The 17287-nt window shown below is 35.0% G+C and carries 15 protein-coding genes; 12 read left to right on the top strand and 3 right to left on the bottom strand.

The features are described from left to right. Positions 1-21 precede the first annotated feature (21 nt). Positions 22-681: a response regulator gene (locus ACXX8U_RS08230; RefSeq protein ID WP_458565433.1), complete on the top strand. Its 660-nt coding sequence runs from the start codon at positions 22-24 to the stop codon at positions 679-681. A 48-nt stretch (positions 682-729) separates the two neighbouring features. Further along, entirely contained in the window at positions 730-2454 is a 1725-nt protein-coding gene (locus tag ACXX8U_RS08235) for a tetratricopeptide repeat-containing sensor histidine kinase (RefSeq protein ID WP_458565434.1), read from the top strand. Here the strand turns inward: ACXX8U_RS08235 and ACXX8U_RS08240 are convergent. Further along, the gene (locus tag ACXX8U_RS08240) at positions 2429-2926 is read right to left on the bottom strand and encodes a metallophosphoesterase family protein (RefSeq protein ID WP_458565435.1); all 498 of its coding nucleotides are present in this window, start codon (positions 2924-2926) and stop codon (positions 2429-2431) included. The genes ACXX8U_RS08235 and ACXX8U_RS08240 overlap by 26 nt on opposite strands. A gap of 240 nt (positions 2927-3166) precedes the next feature. On the opposite strand from ACXX8U_RS08240, the gene truA reads away from it, so the two are divergent. The 10 genes from truA to ACXX8U_RS08290 all read left to right on the top strand — a co-directional run bounded on the left by truA (position 3167) and on the right by ACXX8U_RS08290 (position 15036). Beyond that, the gene (truA, locus tag ACXX8U_RS08245; protein WP_458565436.1) at positions 3167-3907 is read left to right on the top strand and encodes a tRNA pseudouridine(38-40) synthase TruA; all 741 of its coding nucleotides are present in this window, start codon (positions 3167-3169) and stop codon (positions 3905-3907) included. A gap of 112 nt (positions 3908-4019) precedes the next feature. Next, the gene (locus ACXX8U_RS08250) at positions 4020-5777 is read left to right on the top strand and encodes an ABC transporter ATP-binding protein (protein ID WP_458565437.1); all 1758 of its coding nucleotides are present in this window, start codon (positions 4020-4022) and stop codon (positions 5775-5777) included. 49 nt (positions 5778-5826) lie between these two features. After that, entirely contained in the window at positions 5827-6369 is a 543-nt protein-coding gene (locus ACXX8U_RS08255) for a hypothetical protein (RefSeq protein WP_458565438.1), read from the top strand. A gap of 163 nt (positions 6370-6532) precedes the next feature. Further along, positions 6533-7921, top strand: a complete 1389-nt coding sequence (lpdA, locus tag ACXX8U_RS08260; RefSeq protein WP_458565439.1) for a dihydrolipoyl dehydrogenase — start codon at positions 6533-6535, stop codon at positions 7919-7921. A gap of 206 nt (positions 7922-8127) precedes the next feature. Beyond that, positions 8128-8964 (top strand): serine O-acetyltransferase, encoded by an 837-nt coding sequence (locus ACXX8U_RS08265; RefSeq protein WP_458565440.1) that lies wholly within the window; start codon positions 8128-8130, stop codon positions 8962-8964. A 4-nt stretch (positions 8965-8968) separates the two neighbouring features. After that, positions 8969-9886, top strand: coding sequence for a cysteine synthase A (cysK, locus tag ACXX8U_RS08270; RefSeq protein ID WP_458565441.1), 918 nt, complete (start codon positions 8969-8971; stop codon positions 9884-9886). A 687-nt stretch (positions 9887-10573) separates the two neighbouring features. Further along, positions 10574-11158, top strand: coding sequence for a fasciclin domain-containing protein (locus tag ACXX8U_RS08275; RefSeq protein ID WP_458565442.1), 585 nt, complete (start codon positions 10574-10576; stop codon positions 11156-11158). A gap of 200 nt (positions 11159-11358) precedes the next feature. Continuing rightward, positions 11359-11805, top strand: a complete 447-nt coding sequence (locus tag ACXX8U_RS08280; RefSeq protein WP_458565443.1) for an endo-arabinase — start codon at positions 11359-11361, stop codon at positions 11803-11805. A gap of 239 nt (positions 11806-12044) precedes the next feature. Beyond that, positions 12045-14657 (top strand): PAS domain S-box protein, encoded by a 2613-nt coding sequence (locus tag ACXX8U_RS08285; protein WP_458565444.1) that lies wholly within the window; start codon positions 12045-12047, stop codon positions 14655-14657. After that, positions 14650-15036, top strand: a complete 387-nt coding sequence (locus ACXX8U_RS08290) for a response regulator (RefSeq protein ID WP_458565445.1) — start codon at positions 14650-14652, stop codon at positions 15034-15036. The genes ACXX8U_RS08285 and ACXX8U_RS08290 overlap by 8 nt, the downstream gene beginning before the upstream one ends. Before the next feature lie 130 nt (positions 15037-15166). On the opposite strand, the gene ACXX8U_RS08295 is transcribed toward ACXX8U_RS08290, so the two are convergent. Both ACXX8U_RS08295 and ACXX8U_RS08300 read right to left on the bottom strand, forming a co-directional pair. Next, positions 15167-16291, bottom strand: a complete 1125-nt coding sequence (locus ACXX8U_RS08295; RefSeq protein WP_458565446.1) for a cysteine desulfurase family protein — start codon at positions 16289-16291, stop codon at positions 15167-15169. A 38-nt stretch (positions 16292-16329) separates the two neighbouring features. Then, the gene (locus tag ACXX8U_RS08300) at positions 16330-17229 is read right to left on the bottom strand and encodes an EamA family transporter (protein WP_458565447.1); all 900 of its coding nucleotides are present in this window, start codon (positions 17227-17229) and stop codon (positions 16330-16332) included. Positions 17230-17287 lie beyond the last annotated feature (58 nt).

Raw genomic sequence — 17287 nt, forward strand, 5'->3', positions numbered from 1 at the left:
TTTGATTATTATAATTTCCACATGCTTCACAAAGTCCGTATTCACCTTGCCGATGACCACCAAATTTTAATTGACGGAATTAAAACCTTATTGCATACCCATGCTAATTTGCAAGTAGTAGGAACATCCCTTAGCGGAAGCAACTTACGCCAAGAATTAATTGATAATCAAGCAGACCTACTAGTTCTTGATTTAAACATGCCCGAAACAGACGGAGTCCAAGTAATAAGAGAATTCAGCACTAAAGGATTTCCATGCAAGGTTATTGTTCTATCAAGCCATGACGACCTACGAATAATTAAAGAAGTAATGAAATTAGGAGCAAAAGGCTTTCTAACCAAAAAATGTGCTGGCGAACATATCATTGAAGCAATTGGCGCCGTACTAGATGGAGAAGAATATTTTTGCAAGGCCGTTCGCGAAAAGATTTTTACCTCTGCCACCAAAGATCTCACTAAATCAGCAGTCTTTGAAACCAAAGATGAAGACAATTTGACCGAGCGAGAACGAGAAATAATTACACTCATCGCTCTTGAATTTAGCGGAAAAGAAATTAGCGAACAACTTTTTATTAGCGTCAACACAGTCGAGACACATCGTAAAAACATAATGAAAAAACTAGATGCGAAAAATTCTATAAGTCTAGTAAAATATGCATTAAAGAAAAAACTAATTAAATAAAACTATACCCACATTTTCCCTAATTTCTTCTCTACAAAGCCACTTACCATGCTGTTACCTCAATTTGTATTGTTGATCACATTTTACCTCAGTAGTATAAATACAACTTTTGCACATCCTAACCCAACTCTTAATAACAAAACAGCTGTTCTTGCAAAACAAGCCAATGAGCTGTTGAAAAAAGGAGATTTTGAACAATCTTTGGTGCAATCCAGATTAGCATTGAGCCAAGCCATCGCTTTAAAAAACGATAATTTAATAGCTAGTTGTTACAATACGATAGCTGCTAATTTTGATCAACTTTCAGAGTTTGACAAAGCTTTTTATTATTACAACCAAGGTCTTACCTATGCAAAAAAAACAAACAACGATGTTTTAAAAAACTGGATTCATAACAACCTTGCCAACATTTATTGTTTTGATAAAAAAGAATACAAAAAAGGAATCTATCACTACAAAAAATCATTATCGTACAGCCAGAAACTGAAAGACTCAGCACAGATTGTTTTCACAAAATTAAATATCACTTGGGCTTACTTTGATGTAGGTAATTTTAACCAAGGCGCACCTCATTTAGATTACATCAACAAACACCATCCAAAACACGGAGACAAATCTACTATGGTAGCATTAAATATGCTAAATGGTATGTATCAAGCATCGCTTAAAAACAATAAAAAAGCAGATCAATTTTTTCAAAAAGCAATCAAAGAGGGTACTGCAGGAAACGAAAAATCAGATTTATCATACTCTCACAATGAGTACGCAAAATTCCTTCTATCAGTTGGCGATTATAAAAATGCATATCTCAACTTAGCACGATACAACCAAATTACAGAAGAACTTAACAACGAAGAAAAATTAAACAAGGCAAATGTTGCTGGTATCAATTTGCAAATTGACGAATACAAAAGAGAAATAGATAAAATTGAAAACCAATTTGAAGATCAAAAGAATAAACTATTAAAAGAGCAAGATCGAAATAAAAAAATAGTCATAGTGGTTGTCATAATTGTTCTACTCCTATCTCTACTCTTTTATATTTGGGCGCAGAATTCAAAACTTAAGCACAAAAACAAACTCAAAGATTTAAAAAGTAAGGTACAAGAAAACATCATTAACGCATCCATAAATGGGCAAGAATTGGAGCGTAAAAAAATCGCCTCCTTTTTACATGACAACATCAGTGCTTTACTATCTTCGGCGGGCATGCAGTTGCAAGCTTTTTTAATACAAAATCCTATTGCATCACCAGAAATAAAAAAAACTAAAGCAATCTTAGATAATGCACACGACCAAGTACGCGATTTATCGCATGAACTTATGCCGTCCCTACTCGCTCGTTTTGGCCTTTTTGACGCACTAGAAGATTTGTGCGAAAAAAACTCAAGCCCTTTTCTAGAATTTAAATTCACTTCGGCAACAACACATGACAGACGCTACCATGAAGAATTTGAAATAAAGATATACTATATTGTAATGGAACTTACAAACAATATCATCAAACACAGTGAAGCCAATCAAGCACTACTAGAAATTGAGGAAATCAACCAAGCGCTGCACATCAACTTAAAAGACAACGGAAAAGGCTTCGACTCAAAAAACTTTCAAGTTTTAGAAGGCTTTGGAATCAACCAAATCAAAGCACGTATCAATAATTTGAAAGGTTCTATAATTATCGACTCAAAATTAAACAACGGTTCAAGTATTCAGTTGCAAATTCCAATTGCTTACCAAAAAAAGAAAACTAACCCCGTTTACCCAACTCAATAATTTCCATATCCTTGATAGCTGCTCCGTCAATTACAAAACGTAGCATCGTTCGCATTTGATGAAAACCACTTATACCCGCAGCGCCTGGATTTAAATGCAATACCTGAAACTGCTTATCAAACATCACTTTCAAAATATGCGAATGTCCGCAAATAAATAACTTAGGTGGATTGGTTGCCAAAACCGATTTAATTGCCGCGCTGTATTTACCCGGATAACCGCCAATATGCGTGATCCAAACATCCACATCCTCACACAAAAAACGCTGGTGTAATGGAAACTCCAAACGCGCTTTAGCATCATCAATATTTCCATAAACGCCCCGCAAGGGTTTTAACGCCCTAATTGCATCCGTTACTTCCAAATTGCCAATATCGCCAGCATGCCATACTTCATCAGCTTGTGCCACATATTTTAAAATAACATCATCAACATGACTGTGCGTATCCGAAAGTAGAAGAATTTTTTTCAAAGTTTTTTATTTAGGAGCTATTTCCAGCTATCCGCTTTATTCCCGATCAAAAAACTACGGCAAAAAAGCCTTGTTTTTTAAAATCGGGAGATACCGCTGCTATCTGGGCTAGAATTTTCGGTAAAAATAGCCATTATTCAGTCAATAAGAACGCCTCATTTAATCTTAACAAACTTTGGCTATTTGCCACTTCTTTGCACAAAAATTAATAAGTATCTTTGTGCTTTCAAAAAAAAAGAATTGAGGTATTTTATCAAATTCGCCTACAATGGCACGCATTATCACGGTTGGCAGATCCAGCCCAATGCCGCATCGGTTCAAGAAACGCTCAACAAAGCACTTTCGGTAGTATTAAACACAACCATAAGCGTTATGGGAGCAGGCCGCACTGATACTGGTGTTCACGCCACGCAAATGTATGCCCATTTTGATTTTGATACTCCAATAAACGAGCCGACTTTAGTTCACAAACTGAACTCCTATTTACCAAAGGACATTGTCATTTATGCCGTACAGTTAGTTCATGATGAGGCTCATTGCCGGTTTGATGCTAGTAAACGTACCTACGAATACCACATTAACACCTTTAAAAATGCCTTTTTGCAAGAACAAAGTTGGTATTTTCATCAAGCACTTGATGTAGAATTAATGAATCAAGCGGCGCAAATTCTGCTAGCTCATACTAATTTTCAGTGCTTTTCAAAAGTAAATACAGATGTTAATACATTTGATTGTACCGTTTTTGAAGCCTATTGGACAGCAAACAATGGTCATTTGGTTTTTACCATTTCGGCCAATCGATTTTTGCGCAACATGGTTCGCGCGATAGTTGGAACATTAGTTAATGTAGGTTTACACAAGATTACACTTACTGATTTTTCAGCAATAATCGAAAGTAAAAACCGCGATAAAGCTGGATTTTCGGTGCCGGCACACGGGTTGTTTTTAACCCAAATAGAATACGATTACATCACTGAATAGCCTTGATTAAATTCCTAGACTTTAATTTTAGTAGAAGCTCAGTAAATTATATTTATATCTAATAGCAGACACGAGCAAAGCGAATCGACGAAGTAAATAGCTCCAAAAAAATATGAAAGCAAAAGCATTTGATACCCGACTGTTTAGTCGCATTTTAAAATTCACAAAACCATACAAATGGCGTTTTAATGGCGTTATAATATTTGCCATTTCACTCTCTATTTTTGCAGCATTACGGCCGTATTTGCTCAAGCAAACCGTTGATGCATACATTGCAACCGAAGATCAAAAAGGATTGCTGTTGTACGTAACCTTGATGGGAATTGTATTGTTATTAGAAGTCTTTTCGCAATTTTACTTTGTATTTTGGGCCAACTGGCTCGGGCAAGATATTGTAAAAGACATTCGAACCAAATTGTTTCAACACATTTTAAGTTTCAGAATGAAATACTTTGACCACGTTCCTGTTGGGCAGTTGGTAACGCGAAGTGTATCTGATATTGAGTCTATTGCACGAATTTTTAGTCAAGGTCTATTTATGATTATTAGCGACTTGATGAAAATGGTAGTTGTGCTAGGTTTTATGTTTTATATGAACTGGACTTTGACTTGGATTGTTATTGTAGCCATGCCTATTTTGGTGTTTTTCACTCGTATTTTTCAGAAAAAAATGCAAGTTGCCTTTGAAGAAGTGCGTACTCAAATTGCCAATATGAATTCCTTTGTGCAAGAACGTGTTACCGGAATGAAGATTGTTCAACTCTTTAATAGAGAAAATATTGAATCCGAAAAGTTCAAAGAAATCAATGACAAACACAAAAAAGCGTGGATAAAAACCATTTTATACAACTCCATCTTCTTTCCTATTGCTGATATCATCTCGTCATTGACACTTGGTTTTATTGTGCTTTACGGCGGAATCAAAATTTTAAACGGAGATAACTTTACCACTTTTGGTGATTTATTCTCGTACACGATGTTTATTGGTATGTTATTTAATCCGTTGCGTCAAATTGCTGATAAATTCAACGAAATGCAATTGGGAATGATTGCAGCCAACCGTGTTTTTGACATTTTAGACACCCAAGATCAAATACAAGATACTGGTGTTATTGAAGCACCTACTTTTAATGGTGCCATAACTTTTAACAAAGTTCGTTTTGGGTACATTCCGGAAGAAGAAGTCATCAAAGGCATTGATCTTGAAGTGCAAGCCGGCCAAACAGTTGCCATTGTTGGATCAACCGGAGCAGGAAAATCAACCATAATCAACTTGTTGAATCGCTTTTATGAAATCAACAGCGGCTCGATTTATATTGACAATCAAAACATAGAGAACTATACCTTAGGCTCGTTACGCAAGCAAATTGCGGTTGTTTTGCAGGATGTTTTCCTTTTTGCAGATACTATCTTTAATAATATTACCTTACATAATCCAGAAATTGATCGCCAACAAGTATTGGCTGCCGCCAAAAAAATTGGAGTTCATGACTTTATAATGAGTTTGCCTGATAATTATGATTTTGATGTTAAGGAACGCGGAGTAATGCTTTCATCAGGTCAACGCCAATTAATTGCGTTCTTGAGAGCTTATGTAAGTAATCCAAGTATTTTAATTCTGGACGAAGCCACATCTTCTATTGATACTTACTCTGAAGAATTGATTCAGCGTGCTACCGAAACTATTACAAAAGGTCGTACCTCTATTGTTATTGCGCACCGACTAGCAACGATTGTCAATGCTGATAAAATTGTAGTTATGGATAAAGGATTAATCGTGGAGCAAGGAACACATCAAGAATTAATTAATCGCGAAAGTGGATATTATAAAAACTTATACGAATCGCAATTTGTTTCTGAATACAAATAAAATCCTTACATTTACTTGAAGTTAGTATTCTACTCAACACCATAAGCAAGTGAAAAAAATTGGACTTTGTTTCTTGATTCTACTATTCCATTCGTGTATCCCTTTGCGAATTGCACCAAATATTAAGGGCGACAAAATTGTTCAAGCCAAAAAATTCAAAAAAGACCTGCCCAATTGCTACGGTTTTGTATTTGAAGACAAAAAAAAAGCTGATGAATTTTATAATTTTATCAATACAAAATACAATTTAAAACATAGCAATGTTGATTCAAATGTTCCTATTGTTGTTGACAAGAAGACTTTTTATATGTCTTTTTTTGAAAGAGAAAGAGTCAGCAAAACGCTGAATTTACTCCCAATTGCAGTAGATGCTGGTTTACAAACTAAAGGAAATGACCCAATTTTTGAGGACAATTATACTTCTAGAAATGGGTATTGGTATATTGTAATTTCAGTTCGTGATGGTGAAATCAAAGACTGCCTCGACCCTACTCATCCCGAACAAGCAATTGTAATCAAACATTTAAAAAAGATAAAGGACGAATATTTTTCGACCACAAATTATGTTGAAGCCTATTTAAAAATGAAATGATTCCATTATGGCTATCAACAAAGCTAATAAACTTGTAAAACGGTTAATTTTTTTTAAAAAAAATCCTTAATTTTGCTACCCGAAAAGTGTTTTGAACCACTTGTAAATTGCAGTGGTAGAGGTGCTAGATTTTCAACAATTAAAAAAACAAAAAAACTTTACAATGAAATACGATATTATAGTTTTAGGAAGTGGTCCTGGTGGGTACGTTACAGCTATTAGAGCATCGCAATTAGGCTTTAAAGTAGCGGTTATTGAAAAAGAAAACTTAGGTGGTGTATGCTTGAACTGGGGATGTATCCCAACAAAAGCATTGCTAAAATCAGCTCAAGTTTTTGATTATTTAAAACATGCTTCGGATTACGGATTAACTGTTTCTTCATTTGATAAAGATTTCCCTGCTGTGGTACAACGCAGCCGTTCTGTTGCTGACGGCATGAGCAAAGGAGTTCAATTTTTAATGAAAAAAAATAAAATTGACGTGATTGATGGTTTTGGAAAACTAAAACCAGGAAAAAAAGTTGATGTTACTGACAAAGACAATAAAGTTACTGAATACAGCGCTGATCACATTATTATTGCTACCGGAGCTCGCTCTCGTGAGTTGCCAAACTTACCACAAGATGGTGTAAAAGTAATTGGTTACAGACAAGCGATGACTTTGCCAACGCAACCAAAATCTATCATTATTGTAGGTTCTGGAGCAATTGGAGTTGAGTTCGCTCATTTCTACAACGCGATGGGAACAGAAGTTACTATTGTAGAATTCATGCCAAACATTGTTCCTGTTGAAGACGAAGACATTTCTAAACAAATGGAACGTTCTATGAAAAAAGCAGGAGTAAAAATCATGACCAACTCTTCTGTTGAGCGTATTGATACCACTGGCGCAGGCGTTAAAGCATTTGTAAAAACTGCTAAAGGAGAAGAAGTTCTTGAAGCTGATATTTTACTTTCAGCGGTTGGAATCAAAACCAACATTGAAAACATCGGATTAGAAGAAGTAGGTATCGCTACTGATAAAGATAAAATTCTAGTAAACGCATTCAATGCAACCAACATTCCAGGTTACTACGCTATTGGCGATGTTACTCCGGGGCAAGCATTAGCGCACGTTGCTTCTGCCGAAGGAATTAACTGTGTTGAAAAAATTGCAGGTCTTCATGTAGAACCAATTGATTACGGAAATGTTCCAGGTTGTACATATGCTACTCCTGAAATTGCATCAGTTGGATTAACTGAAAAACAAGCTAAAGAAAAAGGATACGAATTAAAAATTGGTAAATTCCCATTCTCAGCTTCTGGAAAAGCAAAAGCAGCTGGAACACCTGATGGTTTTGTAAAAGTAATTTTTGATGCAAAATACGGCGAATGGTTAGGTTGCCACATGATTGGCGCTGGTGTTACAGATATGATTGCTGAGGCAGTTGTAGCTCGTAAACTAGAAACTACAGGACACGAAATTTTAAAAGCCATTCACCCACACCCTACAATGAGTGAGGCAGTAATGGAAGCCGTGGCTGATGCTTACGGAGAAGTGATTCACTTGTAAGACTACACTTTTTAGAACAAAAAAATCCGATTGGCTCAAAATGCTAATCGGATTTTTTTTATGCAAAACAACACGATGTGATGCATTTGTTTAATTTTTGCACATTAACAATTATTTACAAAATGTAACCTACATTCTAATCAAATCTACTTTATCTTTGTAAATGGTGGTTTGAACCACTTTTTTATTGAACTTATTTTACAGCAATGACTCCAAAAAACAAACGATTTTCTACACTTTTAAGCGAAAACCAGAACAACAATTGGGTACGAGCAATCGATTCGACAAAAATCATTAAATGGATTGATGATTTATTCAAAATATTATTTCCTGAAAAGGCTTTGGAAACGCTGCAGATAGAAGTATTACTAAATCAAAACAAGGCCGATTTTATTAGTATTTTATCTGAAATTGTAAAAGACAAACCTACGAACACCATCTTAGATGATGCTGAGGCGTTTTACAATAGTTTACCGGAACTTTACGCAAACATGCAGGCTGATGCACAAGCTATTCTGGATACTGACCCTGCTGCAGATTGCATTCAAGAAATCATCAATTCCTATCCTGGATTTTTTGCTATTGAAGTGTACCGAATTGCCAATGCCATTGCAAAAAGAACTCCTTGCCTACTACCACGTATAATTACAGAATATGCACACAGTAAAACGGGTGTCGATATTCATCCAAATGCTACTATTGGCGTACCATTCATGATTGATCATGGTACAGGTATCGTAATTGGTGAGACTACCGTTATAGGCAAACACGTCAGCGTTTATCAAGGAGTTACACTTGGTGCTTTACAAGTAGAAAAAAGCATGCAAGAAAAAAAACGCCACCCAACGGTTGAAGATCATGTAATTATTTATGCGAATGCAACTATTTTAGGTGGCAGCACTATTATTGGCAATCATAGTATTATTGGTGGAAATACTTTCATAACAAAAAGCGTTAATCCATACTCGTTTGTAATGCAATCCAATAAAAACACTGTTTTAAATCAACAGGAAACCAAGGATATTAACTTTTTTACTATTTAAAGAAATGACAAAATACAACAACATACTAGAAACCATTGGCAATACGCCACATGTAAAAATCAATCGCTTGTTTGGCGAAAAACACAACGTGTACATCAAATTAGAACGTGCCAATCCGGGTGCAAGCATCAAAGATCGTATTGCATTGGCTATGATTGAAGATGCCGAAGCAAATGGAAAACTTAGTGCTGGAGGCGTAATCATTGAAGCCACTTCTGGAAATACCGGAATTGGACTTGCGATGGTAGCAGCAGTAAAAGGATACAAATTGATTTTGGTAATGCCCGAATCAATGTCGATTGAAAGACGCCGTTTAATGAGTTTGTACGGTGCTGAATTTGTACTTACACCTCGCGAAAAAGGTATGAAAGGCGCTATCGAAAAAGCACAAGAATTAGTCGCAGAATTACCAAATGCCTGGTCTCCTCTTCAATTTGAGAATCCTGCTAACATTGCAATTCACCAACAAACGACCGCTCAAGAAATCATTGCTGCTTTTCCAGACGGAATCGATTATTTGATTACTGGCGTAGGCACAGGCGGACATATTACAGGTTGTGCAGATATTTTAAAACAAAAATTCCCGAACTTAAAAGTATTCGCTGTCGAACCCGAAGCATCTCCGGTTATAAGCGGCGGAGCTCCTGCCCCACACCCCATTCAAGGAATTGGAGCTGGTTTTATTCCAACAAATCTGCATGCCAATTTGCTCGATGGAAGTATTCAAGTTAGCAAAGACGAAGCTTTCACCTACGCACAACGCGCTGCAAAAGAAGAAGGTATGTTTATAGGTATTTCTTCAGGCGCATCGCTTGCAGCAGTTGCACAAAAATTAAATGAAATTCCAGAAAATGCTACCGTCCTCACTTTTTGTTACGACACAGGAGAACATTATTTGAGCATCGAAGGATTATTTGTCTAATTTTTACAACAACCGACTTATAAATTTTAAGTCGGTTTTTTTTTATAAAAAGTAAAGTAACTTCAAAATTTTATTCATAAATTGCTTTCTAAATCAATTACTTAAAGATACTATTAAAAAAATTTTATCGTTACTAGGTATTTTCATTTTCACTATTATTTCCTGTAATCCTGATGATGATTTTCAAAATCCCGAAAAACAAATAAAAGGAACGTGGGTTTTAAAGCAAGTCATACAACAAAAAAATAATGCGACAGTTGTACTTGATCGCAGTAATACCGAATTTACTTTTGACGGAGCTACAGTTTTAATTAAAAAAGATACGCCTCTTCATGCTTTGGGGAACTACAATTACTCATTATTGCTCGAAAATTACTTTAATCCCGATTTACAAGAACCAAAAGGAAAAGTCCTTTCAATAGATGGTGTTAGATATATGTTTGAGATCACAGTATCTGGTAACAAAATCAACTTAACGAATTTTTCAGATGGCTGTATTTTGTATTATTTAGAGCGAAAAGCCAATTGATAGCAAAAAAAATTCTTTTTCCATAACGGCAACTCAGTATAATGTAAGGTGGTCATTCGCAATATTATATTTTGTTTAATATTTTGTTAAATATGTTAGACAAGAGAATTAAATAACTACATTTGAACATCTTAATTTAACAATCTAAAATAAACCTTATGAAATTAGTAAAAACAATTAGTGCATTAATGGTGGTTGGAGCGCTGACCGCATCTTGCGGAGATAAGAAAACAGCTGAAGCAACAGAAACTTTGGATTCAACTGCAGTTGCAGTAGATAGTACTGTAGTAACTGAAACGCCAAACATTGTAGGAGTAGCAGCTGAAAACGCAGACTTCTCTACTTTAGTAACTGCTGTTAAAGCGGCTGGATTAGTAGAAACTTTAAGCGGTGAAGGGCCATTTACTGTGTTCGCACCAAACAATGCAGCTTTTGATAAGTTACCAGCAGGAACAGTAGATACATTATTGAAGCCTGAAAGTTTAGACAAATTAAAAGCGGTTTTAACGTATCATGTAGTAGCAGGAAAATTTGATGCTGCGGCTGTAACAGAAGCCATTACCAAAGGAAACGGTAAATTTACTGTGACTACTGTACAAGGAGGAAATATCGTTCTTAGCTTAAAAGACGGTAAAGTAATTTTAACTGATGCAAACGGAGCTACTTCAACAGTAGTTTTAGCTGATGTAGCTGCTTCAAATGGAGTAATTCACGCGATTGACAGCGTAGTAATGCCAAAATAACGCTCTCTACATACATTTGTAAGCCGCTGTAACTTTACAGCGGCTTTTTTTATATTTATAAATGAATAAAATTTGAATTTAATTTCCATAGTAAATCAGTGCTATTATACAATCAGCTTGAGCAAACCAAGAGGACTTTATATCCAATATTATTATGTTTTTTATATCTTAGATTTTAAAAATATAAAAATCAGTGCATTATGAAATTCAAGTTATTCATCACACTAGCGCTTTTAAATGCCTTCATTGTTTTTGCGCAAAAAGAAAAAGATCAAGAACAAATTAAAAAACTCCTAGAAAAGGAGTCATCAACTTGGCGTTTGCAAGATGCAAAAGGTCATGCTGAATGTTGGTACATTCAACCCTACAGTCGCATTTTAGTATCAACAGCTGATGGACAAACATATGACGTGCCACCTTCGGCAATGACAGCTACAGATCCTCAAAAAATGGGCAACGGCGGTTCAGCAGTTAATAGTAATTACAAAATGAACATCCAAAAACAAACAGCTTGGGTGAGTCATGATGAAATTTCGATTGGGATTGATGGTAAAAAAACATACTCATATGAAATACGTTTACTCGAAAAAATAAAGAAAAAGTGGAAACTTGTTGGCCAATCGATTCATATTTACAAAACGGAATAAATAAAAAACGGAGAAATTGATGACCTTATTTATTTTGCGGATGCTATTTTTGATGTAATTCATAACGTTAAAATAAAGTTTTTCAGGTGGAGAAAAGACTCTAAAATTGTAATTAACGTAAAAAACAAGGCTTTAATTTAAAATTTAGTCGTTATTTATTTACCAAATAATACCTAGCAAAACTAGTAGTTTACAAAAAATAAAATTACATTTGAATACTAATTATATGTTTCTTCTGAATGAGCTACTTAAAAAAGGAACTTTATGAATTAATCTCAAATGATAATTCCATTTTTGATTTTATTCAACAATCCGCACTAGATGGGTTGTGGTATTGGGATTTAGAAAACCCCGAAGAAGAATGGATGAATCCTAAATTTTGGACCACTTTAGGTTACAATCCAGATGAAATGCCGCACAAATCAAGTGCTTGGCAAAACATTATTTTCCCAGAAGATTTAGCCGTAGCTACGAATAACGTGACTAAACATTTACAAGATCCAAATCATCCCTACGACCAGGTATGTAGATACAAGCATAAAAACGGTACTACCAAATGGATAAAATGTAGTGGAAAAGCCATTCGAGATGAAAATGGGAAGCCAATACGTATGTTGGGAGCCCACATTGATATTACCGACTTAAAATACCAAGAAGAACTTTTAGAAAAATGTAATGAAGCTGCTTTAATAGGATACTGGGAAGTAGATTTAGTAGCGCAAAAATTACATTGGAGTAGAATTACCAAAATAATTCACGAAACTCCACAGGATTACGAACCAGTACTTGAAACTGCAATTAATTTCTTCAAAACAGGAGAAAACCGCGATGAAATCATCTCAAAATTTACTGAGTGTGCTACAAACGGGACGCCTTATGACGTCCGTTTGCAAATTGTTACAGTAAACAACAATACAAAATGGGTGCGTTCAATAGGTCAAGCAATATTTGTTGATGGAAAATGCGTAAAAGTCTACGGAACTTTTCAGGATATCACAGCTGAAAAAGTGGCTAAACTTGCCCTAATCAAAGAAAAGGAAAAATTACAAACCGTACTCGAAGGCACTAATCTAGGTACATGGGAATGGGATATAAGTACTGGAGGCCTTACATTTAACAAACGATGGGCTGGGATGATTGGTTACACAATTGAGGAATTAGAACCGATCAGTCTTCAAACGTGGATAAACCTCGTGCATCCTGACGACTTAAAAGAATCAGAGGAAAAACTTCAAGATTGCTTTACAAAAAAAATAGAATTTTATAGCTGTGAATGTCGATTGCGCCACAAAAACGGTGAATGGATCTGGATTCTTGATCAGGGAAGGGTCATTAGTTGGGCCGTTGACGGACAGCCATTATTGATGTATGGAACCCATACCGATATAACTGAAAGCAAAAACAAATTTGAGCTAAATAAACAATTCATAATACAAAACCCTAACGCAATAGCCATGTTTGATAACAACATGCGTTATATTGCTTGTTCCGAAAAATGGCAATTAGATTATAACATTAAAAGTGTTTATGCTGAAGGAAAATCTATCTACGAATTATTTCCCGGATCTGAAGAAAAATGGAAAAAAATTCATGACGAATGTTTAACTGGAGTTGTAAAAAAGAATGACGAAGAGAAATTTTTTCTAGCAGATGGCGCTGTACAATGGTTACAATGGGAAATAAAACCTTGGTATATAGACAAATCAAATGTTGGTGGCCTAATCGTGTATACCCTAGACATCACAGATAGAAAAAAAACAGAAGAAGCCTTTAGAATTAGTGAAGAAGCTTTCAGGGGAAATTTTGAAAATGCCGCTATCGGAATGGCTTTACTCAATGAGTCAGGACAATGGATGAAAGTCAATCAAAGCCTATGCAAAATTGTAGGTTATACAGAGCAAGAGCTCATGCAAATTACTTTTCAAGACATTACACATCCTGAAGACCTAGATGCTGATTTAAAACTACTTAACGAACTTATAGCCGGTGATATTAATTTTTATCATATCGAAAAAAGATATATTTGTAAAAACGGTGACATTGTACATATAATTCTTGCTGCTTCATTAGTTCGAGATGAGAATCAAAAACCTTTGTATTTTATATCCCAAATAATTGATATTACATCGCAAAAAAAGGCCGAAGAGGAAATACAATCATTATTATTGGTAACAAAAGATCAAAACGAAAGGCTGAAAAACTTCGCTCATATTGTATCACACAACTTGCGATCGCATTCTGGGAATATTGCCATGATGCTAGATTTATTGCTTTACGAAAATAAATATTTAGCAGAAAACGACATTATACAATTACTCGATACCGCTTCTAAAAATCTAAAAGAAACTATTGCTCATTTGAATGAAGTAGTACACATGAATACTACTTTAAGCGATAATTTGATCAGTATTAATCTTAAAAATTCAATAGCATCAAGTATTCAAAATCTACAAGCATTAATTAATAGCGCTCATGTAGAAATCCAAAATGAGATTCAAGATGATATTAATATTAAAGGAATTCCAGCATATGTAGATAGCATTTTACTGAATTTTATATCAAATGCAATCAAATACCGATCTACGATTTACCCACCAACAATAAAATTATATTTGCTAAGTGAAAAAAATCACGCTGTATTGTGTATTGCTGATAATGGAATTGGGATCGATTTAAAGAAAAATGGAGACAAGGTATTTGGCATGTATAAAACTTTTCATGGCAACGAAGATGCTCGTGGAATTGGACTATTTATTACTAAAAACCAAATTGAAGCCCTTGGAGGAAAAGTAGAAATAGAAAGCGAACTTAACAAAGGGACGACCTTTAAAATATATTTTAATTATGGCTAAAATTGATATTGCCTGTATTATTGATGACGATCCTATTTTTGTTTTTGGAACAAAACGCATCATGGAAATTGCAAACTTTTGCGAAAGTTTTATGATTTTCAGAAATGGAAAAGAAGCTTTCGATAATTTGAAATCTATAATTATTGCAAACCAAAAGCTACCTGATTTAATTTTATTAGATTTAAACATGCCAATATGGGATGGATGGACCTTCTTGGACGAGTTTATCAAAATCCCAAGCGCAAATCCCATAACTATTTACATTATGACAAGCTCTATAGATCCTGCAGATATTGAAAAAGCAAAAAGTTATGATGCCGTAAGCAATTATCTTGTGAAACCTATTACAATAGAAGAGTTACAAAAACTTATTTCGTAATATTGCTGCTGCAAAAAAAACGTGTAATTTAACACTATTATCTTTTTTCGGTAAAAAACTTTTTTCAAAAGATTTCACGAGTGTATCAATTGAAAAAAGTTTTTTTGTTTTACAACTAAAATAAAGTTGATCAAATAGCTTGTAAAGCTTGAACAAATAGATCAATATCTTCTTTGGTGTTGTATTGACTAAGAGAGATACGTAAACTTGGCTTTTTTAAATCCTCACCAGAGAGTATTTCGGCCAACACATGCGAAGGCTTTATACTGCCCGATTGACAAGCACTCCCGCGCGAAACAGCAATACCTTTCATATCCAAATGAAATAAAATCATCGCCGTTTTACTTTCCGAAAAAGGCAGCAGGATATTTACAACCGTATGTAAACCTTCTGCTGGTCCATTTACTCTAACACCCGGAAACGAATCTTCAAGTGATTTCAGTAAATAGGATTTAAGCGATTTAATGTACTGTTCATCCTCTCTTAAACTATCATAACTCAACGTCAAAGCATGCGCCATACCAGCAATTTGATGTAAAGCCTCGGTTCCTGCACGCAATCCTTTTTCTTGTTCACCTCCAAAAAAGAGTGGTTGTAATCCCGAATTTTTACGAATAAAAGCAAAACCCACACCCTTCGGTCCATGAAACTTATGAGCACTTGATACTAAAAAATCAATGGGTAACTGACTCAAATCAAGCGCTAATTTCCCCACTGATTGTACTGCATCAGTATGAAACAAAGCTGAATGCTCTTGACATATTACACCCACACGTTGCAAATCAAGTACGCTACCAATTTCATTATTCACATGCATTAAACTTACAAGGGTTTTGCGTTCCTGACCAAGCAATTCTACTAAATGAGTCAAATCTACAGTTCCATCAGCTTGTAAATTCACATAGTCTACCTGAATTTTAAATTCATTTTGCAATGCCAAAACTGCATACAAAACCGCATGATGTTCAATTTTGCTAGTTATAATTCGGGTTATTTTCAAATCACGCACCGCAGAACGAAGAATCCAATTGTTTCCTTCGGTACCACCTGATGTAAAAATAATCTCCTGCGCTGTTGCATTTAGGTTTTTAGCAATCGATTTTCGAGCTAATTCTAAAGTGTTTTTGGCAGATCTACCAGAACTATGGGTAGACGATGGATTGCCATATTCTTGCGTTAAAACACGGGTCATTTCTTGAATTACTTCAGGTCGTAAGGCGCTTGTAGCAGCATTATCGAGATATACTTTATTCATGGTGATTAATACTAATTAGGTCAATTAAATGACTTTTGTTAAACCAAACTGGCTTTCTTTTTAGTAAACAATAACTTTTCATTAAAAATTACAATCGAAACTAAGATTAGGAAATACGAGAATAGTTGTACGAAGCTTACTTGTTCTTTGTAATAAAAAATGGCTAGTAAAAAATTTATGATTGGGTTAATATATATCATAATTCCAACCGCCGAAGAGCTTATTCCTTTCAGTGCATACAAATTTAAAAACAAAGGAATTACCGTAAAAAACACAACAATAAGCGCCATGCACCCATAAAACAATGGCTCGGTTGGGACAGCGCCACTGTATGTAGGATAAAAAGGAGCTAAAATTACCGCAGTAAAACTCAATTGTACCGTAAGTCCAAAAAACTTATCAATTGCCGTATTTTTTCGTTGACTGATAATGTAAAACGCATAAGTGGCTGCCGTTAACAGACTATAAAAAATAGCACTAAAATGACCAAAACCCAACAGTATACAACTCACAAAACTTACAAAAACAGCAAACCACTGCCATTTACTTAACTGCTCCTTAAGCAAAAAATAGGCAAAGACTGTGGTTAAAATAGGGCAAATTAGATAGGCTAATGAAGCAGCATTAACGCTTACATGGTTCATTACAAAAATATAAATGAACCAATTACTTGATAAAAATACTGCTCCACCCAAGGTCATCACAATAGCATTACGCTGCTCCGCCATAGGCAAAGAACGCAAATAACGCCAATTTTGCGTAACTACTTTTCTTCTAAAAAGTACGTTAATCAAAATCATTGTAGCAACACTAAAAAAAACGCGGTAAAACAAAATATCGAGTGAAGGATAATTTTGCAGCGGTTTGAGAGCAAAACTAAAAAATCCCCAAATAAAAAAAGCCGCAAAGGCCGCCGCATAATACTTATTTCGTGCCATGAAAGATATAAAATAAGTGCAAAGATACTGATTTATGTTGGCTAAATCCGTAAGTGAA

This window comes from Flavobacterium sp. GNP001 (genome assembly GCF_054343775.1).

Bases quoted from the DNA above. Each gene is read 5' to 3' on its own strand.
- ACXX8U_RS08230 (WP_458565433.1), top strand. From the start codon at position 22: ATGCTTCACAAAGTCCGTATTCACCTTGCCGATGACCACCAAATTTTA.
- ACXX8U_RS08235 (WP_458565434.1), top strand. From the start codon at position 730: ATGCTGTTACCTCAATTTGTATTGTTGATCACATTTTACCTCAGTAGT.
- ACXX8U_RS08250 (WP_458565437.1), top strand. From the start codon at position 4,020: ATGAAAGCAAAAGCATTTGATACCCGACTGTTTAGTCGCATTTTAAAA.
- lpdA (WP_458565439.1), top strand. From the start codon at position 6,533: ATGAAATACGATATTATAGTTTTAGGAAGTGGTCCTGGTGGGTACGTT.
- ACXX8U_RS08265 (WP_458565440.1), top strand. From the start codon at position 8,128: ATGACTCCAAAAAACAAACGATTTTCTACACTTTTAAGCGAAAACCAG.
- cysK (WP_458565441.1), top strand. From the start codon at position 8,969: ATGACAAAATACAACAACATACTAGAAACCATTGGCAATACGCCACAT.
- ACXX8U_RS08275 (WP_458565442.1), top strand. From the start codon at position 10,574: ATGAAATTAGTAAAAACAATTAGTGCATTAATGGTGGTTGGAGCGCTG.
- ACXX8U_RS08280 (WP_458565443.1), top strand. From the start codon at position 11,359: ATGAAATTCAAGTTATTCATCACACTAGCGCTTTTAAATGCCTTCATT.
- ACXX8U_RS08285 (WP_458565444.1), top strand. From the start codon at position 12,045: ATGAGCTACTTAAAAAAGGAACTTTATGAATTAATCTCAAATGATAAT.
- ACXX8U_RS08290 (WP_458565445.1), top strand. From the start codon at position 14,650: ATGGCTAAAATTGATATTGCCTGTATTATTGATGACGATCCTATTTTT.
- ACXX8U_RS08295 (WP_458565446.1), bottom strand. From the start codon at position 16,291: ATGAATAAAGTATATCTCGATAATGCTGCTACAAGCGCCTTACGACCT.
- ACXX8U_RS08300 (WP_458565447.1), bottom strand. From the start codon at position 17,229: ATGGCACGAAATAAGTATTATGCGGCGGCCTTTGCGGCTTTTTTTATT.